Genomic DNA, 12,335 nt, shown 5'->3' with positions numbered 1-12,335 from the left:
TCACCAGTTTCAAGACCGGGTCTCACTGCACGATGGTTCTCAAGAATCTCATCAAGGCGAGAAAGAGTCTTCCCGACAATTCGCTGTCCGACGACGCCACGCTCGTTGCCACCAACTTGCTGCCGGGCATGGAAGCGTTGCCCACGGTCGTGCTTGTGCTGGACAAGTCGACGCTGAAAATTGCTTTCGCGAATCCGTCGGCCGAAGCCATGCTCGAACGTTCGCGCAAGCAACTGGCTCAAACCGCATGGCCCGAATTGTTTGCCAACGCCGACGAGTTGGTGACGACCATTGCGTCTATCGCCGATCACAGGTTCAACGCAACTCATCTCGACGCCGTACTCGAACGTCCCGGCCGCGAGGCGCTGCACGTGCATGCGATCGTCGCTTATCTGGAAGTCGCACCTAATTATGTGCTGCTCGAACTCTTCGAGAACGAGCGGCATCTGAAGACCGACCGCGAAGAACGGATTCACGATCTCACCGCGGTCAACAAGCAACTGATCCGCAATCTCGCGCACGAAATCAAGAATCCGCTCGGCGGTATTCGAGGCGCCGCGCAACTGCTCGAGTTCGAGCTGGGTGCACGGGAACGCGATGAGCTGCGCGAATACACGCAAGTAATCATCAAGGAGTCGGACCGGCTGCAGACGCTTGTCGACCGTTTGCTTGAGCCGCATCGGCATCCGCATATTGTGGGTGATGTGAACATTCACGAAGTCTGCGAGCGCGTGCGCGCGGTGATTCTCGCGGAGTTTCCGCGCGGCCTCACGCTCGATCGCGATTACGACGTGAGCGTGCCCGACCTGCGCGGCGACAAAGAGCAACTGATCCAGGCGTTGCTCAACATTGTTCGCAACGCGGCGGAAGCGTTGCGAGAACGGATTTCGCAAGGCGATGCGCGCATCGAGTTGCGCACGCGCATCGCGCGCAAAGTGACGATTGGCAAACGCTTACACAAACTGGCATTGGACTTGCATATCACTGACAACGGTCCAGGCATTCCTGAAGAGATACGTGACCGGATTTTTTATCCGCTCGTATCGGGCCGAGAGGACGGCAGCGGACTTGGCCTCACGCTCGCGCAGACTTTCGTGCAGCAACACGACGGCTTGATCGAGGTGGAGAGCAAGCCGGGCTGCACCGAGTTCACGATCCTGTTGCCGTTCGAAGGATGAGCGGCCTCGCCGGGCAATCGCGAAGTCATTTGACGATCAATCACGAGGGTTCATCGATATTTTGAAAAGCGCTCATGCGCCTGACCGTTTCGACGGGCTTAAACCGAACCACACGAAGACATCTCGCCGAACTATATGAAGCCGATCTGGATAGTAGACGACGACCAATCCATCCGCTGGGTGCTTGAGAAAGCCCTCGCAAGAGAGAACTTCGCGACGCGCAGTTTTTCCGGCGTCCGCGACGCGCTCGCCGCGCTCGAACAGGAAAGCCCGCAAGTGCTCGTGTCCGACATCCGCATGCCGGGTGGCTCGGGCCTCGAATTGCTGCAAACCGTGCGGGACAAGTTGCCCGGCCTGCCAGTCATCATCATGACGGCGTTCTCCGATCTCGACAGCGCCGTCGCCGCATTCCAGGGCGGCGCGTTCGAGTACCTTGCGAAGCCGTTCGACGTGGACAAGGCGGTCGAACTGATTCGCCGCGCCGTCGATGAAAGCATGCGAGGCGAAGCGGCCTACGACAACAGCGTTACCGAAACGCCGGAGATGCTCGGCCAGGCGCCGGCGATGCAGGACATGTTTCGCGCGATCGGCCGTCTTTCACATTCCGCCGCAACGGTGCTCATCACGGGCGAATCAGGCACCGGAAAAGAGCTTGTCGCCCGCGCGCTGCACCGCCATAGCCCGCGCGCGAACGGGCCCTTCATCGCGCTGAACACCGCGGCGATTCCGAAGGACCTGCTCGAGTCCGAGTTGTTCGGTCACGAACGCGGCGCGTTCACGGGCGCCCAGGCCATGCGGCAGGGGCGTTTCGAGCAAGCTGAAAACGGCACGCTGTTTCTCGACGAAATCGGCGACATGCCGTTCGATCTTCAAACGCGACTGTTGCGCGTATTGTCGGATGGACAGTTTTATCGAGTTGGCGGGCACAACCCGTTGAAGGCGAATGTCCGTGTAATCGCAGCGACGCATCAAAACCTTGAGTCGCGCGTACGCCAAGGCTTGTTCCGAGAGGACTTGTATCACCGGCTGAACGTGATCCGCTTGAGGCTGCCCGCGTTGCGCGAACGCAGCGAAGACATTCCGCTGCTCACGCGCCACTTCCTGCAAAAGAGCGCGCGCGATCTGGGCGTAGAGCCAAAGCGTGTGTCTGAAGATGCGCTCACGTTTCTTGCATCGTTGCCGTTTCCGGGTAACGTCCGGCAGCTTGAAAACCTCTGCAACTGGCTGACGGTGATGGCGCCTGCGCAGACTATCGAGCGCAAGGATTTGCCGCCCGACCTCACGCCGACTCAGGAATATGCCGGCGAGAGTACCGCGCTGACGGCGTCGGCGGTGGAGGGTACTGCATCGAGTGCAGGTCTCTCGAACGGCGTGCCGGCGGCACTTGGTGCGCCGCCTGCCGGAATTCCTGCAAGCATCTGGGAAAACGGCTTGCGTACCGAGGTCGCGCGTCTGTTGCGCGAGAATACCGCCGACGTCATGGATGAACTCGCGCGACGCTTCGAAGCGGCCGTGATTCGCGAGGCGCTCGACTTCACGCGCGGCCGAAAAGTGGAAGCGGCTGAGCGCCTGGGTATTGGCCGCAACACGATCACACGCAAGATCCAGGAATTGCATCTGGACGCGTGATCAGGAGCGGGGACAGTTCCGTCCCCGCCCCATCTAGCTGATGGTCGCGATCACAGGCGCGTGATCTGACGGCTGTTCCCACTTCCTCGGCACCTTGTCCACTTCGCATGCGGTGCAGCGTGCGGCAAGCTCTGCGGTCACGAGAATGTGATCGATACGCAAGCCCGCATTGCGCCGGAATCCGAGCATCCGATAATCCCACCACGTATAAAGCTTTTCCGGCTGCTCGAATTTTCGGAAGGTATCCGTTAGACCAAGTTCGATGAGTTGAACAAAGTGCGCACGCTCATCGGGTGACACGAGGTTCTGGCCTTCCCACGCTTTCGGGTCGTGAACGTCGCGGTCTTCCGGCGCGATGTTGTAGTCACCGAGGAGCGCCAGTTGCTGATAGGTTTTCATCTCGACTTCTATCCAGTCGCGCAGCGCTTCCAGCCAACGCATCTTGTACGCGAATTTTTCGGTGCCCGGCGCCTGTCCGTTCGGGAAGTAGGCCGAAATGATCCGCACGCCCTCTACGGTCAGGGCGATCACGCGTTGTTGCGGATCTTCGAAAGCGGGTATGTTGCGCACGATCGTAGTTTCATCGACGGTGAGACCGCTGCGCACCAGAATGCCGACGCCGTTATAGGTTTTCTGGCCTGCGTACCAACTCTTGTAGCCGGCAGCTTCGAGTTCGGCGACCGGGAATTTGTCGTCGGTGAGCTTGAGTTCCTGCAGGCACAGTACATCGACGCCGCTCGTTGCCAGCCAGTCGATGACGTGTTGCAGGCGGACTTTGAGTGAGTTGACGTTCCAGGTGGCGATTTTCATGTGGTGGATGTTTGTGTTTGACTCTGATCAGTGATGCAGCGGCACGGCGACGAGTTTCACGCCCAGCGCGGCAGCCACTTTCTGGATAGTTTCGAAGCGGGGTTTCGCGCCTTCGGCCAGCGACTTGTATAGGCTCTCGCGCTGCACGCCGGCGTCGGACGCGACTTTCGACATGCCGCGGGCTTTCACAACGCCAGCGAGTGCCGAGAGCAGAATGTCCGAATCGCCCGAGGCAAGCGCTTCATTTAAATAAGCCGCGACGGCCTCTTCGCTATCGAGATAGTCGGAGGGGCTAAATGTTGAAGTGTGAGTCAAATTCATTTCGGTCCTGGCGAAGTCAGGCGTGAACACCATAGAAGACGGGATGTTCGGTGTCGAGTGTATCTTATCGGATACATCGATTCAATGTACTGGGCGATCGAGCATTGTGATTCGGGCATGCAGATCACTTTAATTTGCACGCTCTTGCACTTCCAGTAGACCGAATGGCTAACGCGCTCGGCACCGTCGAAATTCGCCTTTCTGTCCCGCTACAATGTCCCGAAGACATCCAAAAAGGACGACCCCATGGACCTGATCATTCGACGTGCAGCGCTCGCCCTTTCGCGCGATCCCGTGGATCTCGGCATCAAGGACGGCCGGTTTTCCGCCATCGAACCGCGGCTCGACGCCACCGCGCCTGAGGAAATCGATGCTGCGGGTTCTCTCGTCACGGCCCCGTTCATCGATGCCCATTTCCACATGGACGCCACGCTGTCCTATGGCTTGCCGCGCGTGAATGCATCGGGAACGTTGCTGGAAGGGATCGCGTTGTGGGGCGAGCTGAAGCCCGAGCTAACTCAAGAAGCACTGGTCGATCGAGCAATGCAATATTGCGACTGGGCTGTCGCGCGCGGTTTGCTGGCGATCCGTTCTCACGTCGACGTTTGCGATCCGCGCCTGCTTGCGGTCGAGGCGTTGCTCGAAGTCAAACGTCGCGTGAGACCGTATCTCGACTTGCAGCTCGTGGCGTTCCCGCAGGATGGCATTCTGCGCAGCAAGGGTGCGTTTGAAAACCTGAAGCGTGCGATATCGATGGGCGTGGACGTAGTCGGCGGCATTCCGCATTTCGAACGCACGATGGCCGATGGCGCCGAGTCCGTGCGCCTGCTTTGTGAGTTCGCGGCACAGAAGGGCTTGCGGGTTGACATGCATTGCGACGAATCCGATGACCCCATGTCGCGGCACATAGAAACCTTGGCTGCAGAAACGCATCGACTGGGCTTGCAGGGGCGTGTCACCGGTTCGCACCTGACGTCCATGCATTCCATGGACAACTACTACGTGAGCAAGCTGATCCCGTTGATCCGTGATTCGGGGGTCGCCGCGATCGCGAATCCGCTGATCAACATCACTTTGCAGGGTCGCGCCGATACTTATCCCAAACGTCGCGGCATGACGCGCGTGCCTGAACTGATGGCGGCGGGCGTCGATGTCGCTTTCGGCCACGACTGCGTGATGGACCCGTGGTACAGCCTCGGTTCCGGCGACATGCTGGAAGTCGCGCACATGGGCTTGCACGTGGCGCAGATGACGGGCATCGACGCGATGCGTGCCGCATTCGAAGCTGTGACGACAACGCCGGCGAAGATTCTGGGCATCGAAGGATATGGGATTGCGGTGGGCAACAACGCGGACTGCGTGGTGCTGGACGCGCGCGATCCGATTGAAGCGATTCGTTTGCGGGCAGCACGTACGGCCGTGCTTCGGCGCGGCAAGGTGGTCAGCCGTTCACCTTCGATGCGCGCGAAACTGAGCCTGGAAGGGCGGCCGGACGAAGTGAATTTCAGGCTGAATCGGTGAGCCGCTTATCAAGAAAAAAGCAAAAAAGCGGCCCCGAGGGACCGCTTTCATCGACTCTAAACCAACCAATCAGTGCGCTGTCGTCGGCGACATGCCGTTATGGCGCAACAATGCGTCGATATTCGGCTCACGCCCACGGAACGCCTTGAACGAGTCCATGGCCGGCCGGCTACCGCCTACCTCGAGAATCTCACGCCGGTAACGAATGCCGGTTTCAGCATCCAGTACCGATCCGCCGCCGGCCTTCGCCGCTTCTTCGAAAGCAGCATACGCATCCGCCGACAACACTTCCGCCCACTTGTAGCTGTAGTACCCCGCGGCATACCCGCCAGCGAAAATGTGCGTGAAGGTATTGGTCCAGCGTGAGAAGGGCGCTTGCGGCACAACGTGGAAGCGCTCGTTGATCTCGCGCGCAAAGTCGTTGACGTTCGTGGCGCCTGCCGGATCGTAGTTGCTGTGAAGCTGGATATCGAACATGGACAGCACGATCTGGCGCAACGTGCCCAGGCCGCTCTGGAAGTTCTTGGCCGCCAGCATCTTGTCGAAAAGTTCGCGCGGCAAGGTTGCGCCTGTGTCTACGTGACCGGACATGTCGGTGAGAACGTCCCATTCCCAGCAGAAGTTCTCCATGAACTGCGACGGCAGTTCCACCGCGTCCCACTCCACGCCATTGATGCCAGACACGCCCAGTTCGTCGACGCGCGTCAGCATGTGATGCAAACCGTGGCCGAACTCGTGGAACAGGGTGATGACTTCGTCGTGCGTAAAGCACGCGGGTTTTCCGCCGACGGGCGCCGAGAAGTTGCAGGTCAGGTACGCCACGGGCGTCTGCACGCCGCCATCCGAGCTCTTGCGGCGCGAGCGGGCGTCGTCCATCCATGCGCCGCCGCGTTTGCCCTCGCGGGCGTACAGGTCCAGATAGAACTGCGCGACGAGCGAGCCATCCTTGTTCTCGACGCGGAAAAAGCGCACGTCCGGATTCCAGACTGGGGCTTCATCGCGACGAATCGAAACGCCGAACAGCGTCTCGGTGACCTTGAACAAGCCCTTCAACACGGCTTCTTGCGGGAAATACTGCTTCACTTCGTTTTCAGAAAACGAATAGCGTTGCTGACGCAGGCGTTCGGCAGCGAAGGTCGAATCCCACGGCTGCAATTCGGGCATGCCCAACTCGGTCGCGGCAAACGCGCGCAGTTCCATCCAGTCCTGCTCGGCGTGCGGACGCGCGCGCACCGCGAGGTCTTCGAGGAACGAAACCACTTGCGCCGGCGACTCGGCCATCTTCGGCGCGAGTGAAACTTCGGCGAAGTTCTGGTAGCCGAGCGCGTGCGCTTCTTCCTCACGCAGCTTCAACTGCTCGACCACGTTCGCCGTGTTGTCCCATTCGGGCTTGCCTCGGCCGTAATTCGCGCCCAGCTCCGACGCCCGAGTCACATACGCGCGATAAATCGCTTCACGCAGCGGCCGATGTTCGGCGTACTGCATGACCGGGAAATACGACGGGAAATGCAGCGTAAATTTCCAGCCTTCCACGCCTTCTTTCTGAGCGGCCTCGCGCGCCGCTTCGATCACGTCTTCCGGCAAGCCCGCAAGCTCGCTTTCATTCGTCACGATGTACGAAAACGCATTGGTGGCATCGAGCACGTGATCGGAAAACGCCTTCGATAACGCCGCCTGTTCTTCCTGCAAACGCGCGAAACGGGGCTTCTTGTCCTCGGGCAATTCGGCGCCCGACAGTCGAAAACCGCGCAGTTCGTTGCTGAGCAATTTCTTCTGCTCGGCTGTGAGTGTTGCGTGTTCTTCGCTCGCGGCGATTGCCTTGTACTTTTCGTAAAGCGCCAGATTCTGTCCCACGCTCGCCGAAAACTCGGTGACTCGCGGTAGGTTCTCAGCGTGGGCGGCGCGCAATTCGGGGGTATCGGCGACGGCGTTCAGGTGGCCGATCACGCCCCACGCGCGCGACAGCCGTTCGCTCGCGCGCTCGACGCTCTCCACGATGTCATGCCAGGTCGCTGGTGTTTCGGGCGCGGCGGCGTGATCGACGGCGGCTTTTGCATCGGCGAGAAGCACGTCCAGCGCGGGCGTGACGTGCTCCGGCTTGATGTCGTTGAAAAGGGGCAGGTCGGAGAAGTCGAGCAGCGGGTTGCCGTTGACTTGGGACTGAGCTTGATTCGCGGTATTCGATGGTGTCGAACTGGACATGACTCTCCCGGTCTCGGATGAAATCTCTAATGAAAAAACGCGACGACACGCCGTGAAACATGACGCGCCCAATCGACGGTGATCAGTCTATTGTGGGGACGCCTTGGCCAATTCTCAAATCGTTTCTGACTACGGCGGCAATTGATGCAATGCCCGCGAGCGTCGCGCGGTGAATCAGTCGCGGTCTTGCTGCATCGACCGTTCGGCGGCTTCGATGGTATTGACCAGCAGCATGGTGATCGTCATTGGCCCGACGCCACCCGGCACCGGCGTGATGAATCCGGCGACTTCTTTCACATTGGCAAAATCCACGTCGCCGCAAAGCTTGCCGTTTTCGTCGCGATTCATGCCTACGTCGATTACCGTTGCACCCGGCTTCACCATGTCGGCCGTCAGGATGTTGCGCCGGCCGGTTGCCGCCACGACCACGTCCGCGTTGCGCGTGAGCGCCGCGAGATCGCGAGTCTTGCTGTGCGTAATGGTGACCGTGGCGCCGGCTTCGAGCAGCAGCATGGCCATCGGCTTGCCGACAATGTTCGAGCGCCCGATCACGACCGCATTTGCGCCTTCCAGCGGGATCTTGTGCGCCTCGAACATCTTCATCACGCCATAGGGCGTGCAGGGACGGAACAGCGGTTTGCCGGTCATCAGGGCGCCCGCGTTCTCGACGCTGAAGCCATCGACGTCCTTGGCCGGCGCGATCGCTTCGATGACCTTGTGGGCATCGATATGTTTGGGCAGCGGCAGTTGAACCAGGATGCCGTGGACGTTCGGATCGTTGTTCAGGTCGTCGATGCGCGCCAGCAACTCGCTTTCCGTGAGCGTGGACGGAAAGCGGTCGAACACGGAATGCAGGCCGTTGTCCTGGCACGCTTTGACCTTGTTGCGGACATAGACTTCGCTGGCCGGGTTTTCGCCGACGAGAACAACGGCCAGGCCGGGTTGCTGGCCACGGGCGGTGAGGGCGGCGGCGCGTGCTGCGACATCGGCGCGAAGGGTCTTGGAGAGGGCGTTGCCGTCGATGATTTGGGCAGTCATGGAGATCTGGGCGGGGAAGCCGCTGGGTGCTTGAAGGGCGCAGAGCGCGGGAGGCTGTCGTGCGATGGGTTTTCCAAAAGCGCGACGTTGCGATCGGTCTTGAATTATACCCGTCATGGCCCGACGGATATGTACGCGCAGAACGTGGCGGGAAGTTTGAAAACTGACGTTGAGTCGCGTTCGTAGCGAATGCTGAACGCGGTAACCGGTTTCTCGGCGGCGCCGGGCCAACACCCGGCGCGCCGATGCAACAATAAAAGCTTTACTGCGCCTGTTGCGTCTGCGGCTTGTTGGAAAGCGCGAGCCTCAACAGATCGGCGACGGTATTCACGGACAGCTTTTCCATGATGTTCGCCCGGTGCGCCTCGACCGTCTTGATGCTGATGCCCAGATCGTCGGCGATCTGCTTGTTCAGACGTCCGGCAATGATCCGCTCAAGCACCTGATGCTCGCGTGCCGTGAGCTTGCCCAGCCGTTCAGCCGCGGCACGTTGCTGCTGCACGCTCGAACTTTCGGTGCGCGCCTTATCCAGCATGCGCTCGACCAGCTTCCTCAACTCGGCTTCATCGAACGGCTTTTCGATGAAATCCATCGCGCCCTTCTTCATGGTCGAGACAGCCATGGGCACGTCGCCGTGACCCGTCACGAAGATGATCGGCAGCAGCGAATTCTCTGCAATCAGCTTTTCCTGCAACTCGAGACCGCTCATGCCGGACATGCGCACATCGAGTATCAGACATGAGATCGCGCCGGAATGGGCGATCGGGAGGTACGCGTCGAGGTACGCTTCGGCGCTCGCAAAACACGAGACGCGGTAGCCATTGGCTTCAAGCAGCCAGCGCAAAGAATCACGCACGGCCTCGTCGTCGTCGACGACAAAGACCGTTTCCTGAGTGGTGACTGTGCTCATAGCTCTCCCGTAACAGTTTGTTGTGTGGGTTGATGGCTGAGAGCCTCCTGCCCGCTATTACCCGGACTGTCGGCTTCTCCGATTGGCAAACTGCAATGGAATGTTGCGCCCGTAACGTTTCCGGCGGTGTCGATATTGTTCACCACCCAAAGCCGTCCACGATGCGATTCAATGATCGACCGGCAAATATTCAAGCCCATGCCCATGCCGTCGGACTTGGTGCTGTAGAAGGGCTCGAACAGGCGCTCGGCGGTGGCTTCGTCCACGCCCGGCCCCTGATCGACCACGCTGATGCAGACAAAGCCGCCATCAGTGCGTTGCACGACCACGCGGATCACCGGATCCACGGCGTTCGGCTTGGCGTCGTGCATGGCTTCGGCAGCGTTCTTCAGCAAATTCACAAGCACTTGTTCGATCAGCACCGGGTCCACATGGATGACCGGCATGCGCGAGCGGATCTCGGTGAGTATGCGGATCTTGCGTTTGCGCGCTTCGATTTCCGCAAGACCAACGGCGTCCGCCACGATGTCGCTGACACGCGTCGGCTGGCGTTTCGGTTCGCTGCGTTTCACGAATTCGCGGATGCGTTTGATGATCATGCCTGCACGCACCGCCTGCTGCGCGGTTTTTTCGAGCACGGGCAACAGCGCATCCTGCGTCATGCGGCCCGATTTCACGAGCGCGACGCAACCCGAGCAATAATTATTGATCGCGGCGAGCGGCTGATTCAGCTCGTGCGCGAGCGACGACGCCATCTCGCCCATTGTCATCAGGCGGCTGGTGAACTGGAGCTTTTCTTCTTGCTGGTCGGCAAGTTCCTGCGCCTGCTTGCGCGTGGTGATATCGGTCGCGATCTGCATCTGCGCGAGGTGGCCGTCCACCCACTGAATGTACTGGCGGCGTACTTCGAACCATTTCTGGATGCCTTCCACATACACTTCCTGCGCGTCCGACGTGCTTTCGGTCAGCGCGGTGGCGGGAAGGCCGGCGTAGGTATCGACCATATCGATTGAATCGGACGATGCCTGTGCTGTATCGAATCCCGCGCCCGCGAGTTCCAGATGGCCGTCCGGACGAATGCCGAACAAATGCCGGTAGTAGCGGTTCGCGAACAGCAGTTCGGCTTCGTCGGCAGCGAGCACGGACACGGCGGCGTCGAGGCTTTCGAGCACGGTCGTGAAGCGCTCGTGCGCGGCGGCGAGATCTTCGCGGGCGCGGCGCGGTTCGGTGATGTCGGTCATCGAAGACATCCAGCCGGTCTGGCGTCCCGAACTGTCGATCAGCGGAGAAACATACAGCCGCGCGTGGAAAAACGATCCATCCTTGCGGCGCACGCGCAATTCGAAACCCGACGACGGCGCCTTGCCGCGCAAGGTCATGTCGAGTTGCCGTTGCATCTCCGGATACGCGTCTTTCGGCCAGTATGGGAAGGGCGCCACCTTGCCGACGAGATCGCTTTCGTCCCAGCCGGTCATCCGGCAAAACGCGGGATTCACGTGCGTGATCCGGCCGTGCATGTCGAGCACACGCATGCCGATGAGCACGGAGTTTTCCATCGCGCGGCGAAAGAAGGCTTCGGCATAAAGCGCTTGCTGCGCTTCGAACCGTTGCCGCGTGTGTTTCCAGAGACTCCAGAGGCTCCACAATACGAAGCACGACAAACCTGCGACGAGCCAGACGAGCGTGTTATTGGTGAAATTCGTGAGTTGCGGATACGAATAAACGCGTACCGATACACCTTGTCCCGGCGGATCGAGCGGCAAATCGTAGAACATGTCGCGCGGCAGACGCGGCCGGGTAGACGTGGTCGCGAGTTCGCGATTGTTCAGATCGGTGATGGAAATCTTGTACTTCGCGGAAAGCTCGCCAGGAATGTCGTGCTTCAGAATTCCTTCGATGGAAAACACCGCGGCAATGGAGCCCAGGAAGTCGCGATCCCGATACACCGGCGTTTGCAACGTGATGTAGCCGTTGCCGACGTCATCGTAGAGAAGAGGCGAATAGATCTGGCGGCGGGTGGTGCGGGCTTCGTCGAAGGCGGCCTGGACGGCGTCGTCCAATTGCGCGTCCGTGGGTTTGGCGAGGCGCGAACCGAGCACCGGCAATGGCGTATTCGGCCAGCGCGGCTTGTGCTGCGCCGTGTACCAATTCATGTAGAGGATCTCGGGATGCCCCTGCATGATGTCGCCGGTGGAACTCTGGAACGACTGGGGATCGCCGTGACCGCTCGCAATATCGCGCGAGAGCGCCTGGATTTGTTCTTGCGCCCCGGTCATGGACAGCCGGATCTGCTGCTGAGCCCATGCGACATTTCGATACAGCGTGTCTTCTTGTTGCTGCTGCTCGCGCCGGTTGAGACTCCATAAAATGAGGCTCATCACGACGAGAAAGACCAGAATGGAGATCAGCGGCGTGAGTAAATACGAGTTCGACCACCACGGTCCGTGGTGCCAGCGGGTCGGCGCCGTGTCGTTGAGTTTCTTCGACGAGCGGGCCGAGCGTGCGAAAAACCGGTCGGTCAACATGCGCGCAATTGTAACGCAGCGAAGGACTGTTAAAAGGCGTAAAAAGGCTTCAAAAGGTTGGCATTTGATCGCAAGGACACTAAACCTCTCTCAAAAAGTCCTTGTCCCACGGTGCGTTGCAGCATTTTTCCGCATTATGAGATTGCCTCTCATGATTCGAAAAATTGCTTGCCTTACCGTTTAGAGCCTCTTTAGAATTGC

At 59.8% G+C, this 12,335-nt stretch carries 9 protein-coding genes; 3 read left to right on the top strand and 6 right to left on the bottom strand.

Annotated elements, in window-relative coordinates; genetic code table 11:
• Window positions 1–32: 32 nt before the first annotated feature.
• Window positions 33–1,178 (top strand): nitrogen regulation protein NR(II), encoded by a 1,146-nt coding sequence (glnL, locus tag HB633_RS06835; RefSeq protein ID WP_213777371.1) that lies wholly within the window; start codon window positions 33–35, stop codon window positions 1,176–1,178.
• A 135-nt stretch (window positions 1,179–1,313) separates the two neighbouring features.
• Window positions 1,314–2,807 (top strand): nitrogen regulation protein NR(I), encoded by a 1,494-nt coding sequence (gene ntrC / locus HB633_RS06830; protein ID WP_213777370.1) that lies wholly within the window; start codon window positions 1,314–1,316, stop codon window positions 2,805–2,807.
• A 33-nt stretch (window positions 2,808–2,840) separates the two neighbouring features.
• On the opposite strand, the gene xth is transcribed toward ntrC, so the two are convergent.
• Together xth and HB633_RS06820 are read right to left on the bottom strand one after the other, a co-directional pair.
• Window positions 2,841–3,617, bottom strand: a complete 777-nt coding sequence (gene xth / locus HB633_RS06825) for an exodeoxyribonuclease III (RefSeq protein ID WP_213777369.1) — start codon at window positions 3,615–3,617, stop codon at window positions 2,841–2,843.
• A gap of 27 nt (window positions 3,618–3,644) precedes the next feature.
• Complete coding sequence (locus tag HB633_RS06820) at window positions 3,645–3,938, bottom strand: addiction module antidote protein (RefSeq protein ID WP_213777368.1); 294 nt, start codon at window positions 3,936–3,938, stop codon at window positions 3,645–3,647.
• Between the two features lie 246 nt (window positions 3,939–4,184).
• On the opposite strand from HB633_RS06820, the gene HB633_RS06815 reads away from it, so the two are divergent.
• Window positions 4,185–5,459, top strand: coding sequence for an amidohydrolase family protein (locus HB633_RS06815; protein ID WP_213777367.1), 1,275 nt, complete (start codon window positions 4,185–4,187; stop codon window positions 5,457–5,459).
• A gap of 69 nt (window positions 5,460–5,528) precedes the next feature.
• On the opposite strand, the gene HB633_RS06810 is transcribed toward HB633_RS06815, so the two are convergent.
• From HB633_RS06810 to fixL, 4 genes are all read right to left on the bottom strand, one after another.
• A complete protein-coding gene (locus HB633_RS06810; protein ID WP_213777366.1) occupies window positions 5,529–7,661 on the bottom strand; it encodes a M3 family metallopeptidase in 2,133 nt (710 codons plus the stop codon).
• Window positions 7,662–7,835: 174 nt separating this feature from the next.
• Window positions 7,836–8,699: a bifunctional methylenetetrahydrofolate dehydrogenase/methenyltetrahydrofolate cyclohydrolase FolD gene (folD, locus tag HB633_RS06805; RefSeq protein ID WP_213777365.1), complete on the bottom strand. Its 864-nt coding sequence runs from the start codon at window positions 8,697–8,699 to the stop codon at window positions 7,836–7,838.
• Between the two features lie 262 nt (window positions 8,700–8,961).
• Window positions 8,962–9,609 (bottom strand): oxygen response regulator transcription factor FixJ, encoded by a 648-nt coding sequence (gene fixJ / locus HB633_RS06800; RefSeq protein WP_060816916.1) that lies wholly within the window; start codon window positions 9,607–9,609, stop codon window positions 8,962–8,964.
• On the bottom strand, window positions 9,606–12,134 hold the full coding sequence (gene fixL, locus HB633_RS06795) for a PAS domain-containing sensor histidine kinase (RefSeq protein WP_213777364.1): 2,529 nt from the start codon (window positions 12,132–12,134) through the stop codon (window positions 9,606–9,608). The genes fixJ and fixL overlap by 4 nt, the downstream gene beginning before the upstream one ends.
• Between the last annotated feature and the right edge of the window lie 201 nt (window positions 12,135–12,335).

Source organism: Caballeronia sp. dw_276 (genome assembly GCF_018449635.1).
GTDB lineage: Bacteria > Pseudomonadota > Gammaproteobacteria > Burkholderiales > Burkholderiaceae > Caballeronia.
This window is presented reverse-complemented; position numbering and strand designations above follow the sequence as displayed.

Bases quoted from the DNA above. Each gene is read 5' to 3' on its own strand.
- HB633_RS06820 (WP_213777368.1), bottom strand. From the start codon at position 3,938: ATGAATTTGACTCACACTTCAACATTTAGCCCCTCCGACTATCTCGAT.
- HB633_RS06815 (WP_213777367.1), top strand. From the start codon at position 4,185: ATGGACCTGATCATTCGACGTGCAGCGCTCGCCCTTTCGCGCGATCCC.
- glnL (WP_213777371.1), top strand. From the start codon at position 33: ATGGTTCTCAAGAATCTCATCAAGGCGAGAAAGAGTCTTCCCGACAAT.
- ntrC (WP_213777370.1), top strand. From the start codon at position 1,314: ATGAAGCCGATCTGGATAGTAGACGACGACCAATCCATCCGCTGGGTG.
- xth (WP_213777369.1), bottom strand. From the start codon at position 3,617: ATGAAAATCGCCACCTGGAACGTCAACTCACTCAAAGTCCGCCTGCAA.
- HB633_RS06810 (WP_213777366.1), bottom strand. From the start codon at position 7,661: ATGTCCAGTTCGACACCATCGAATACCGCGAATCAAGCTCAGTCCCAA.
- folD (WP_213777365.1), bottom strand. From the start codon at position 8,699: ATGACTGCCCAAATCATCGACGGCAACGCCCTCTCCAAGACCCTTCGC.
- fixJ (WP_060816916.1), bottom strand. From the start codon at position 9,609: ATGAGCACAGTCACCACTCAGGAAACGGTCTTTGTCGTCGACGACGAC.
- fixL (WP_213777364.1), bottom strand. From the start codon at position 12,134: ATGTTGACCGACCGGTTTTTCGCACGCTCGGCCCGCTCGTCGAAGAAA.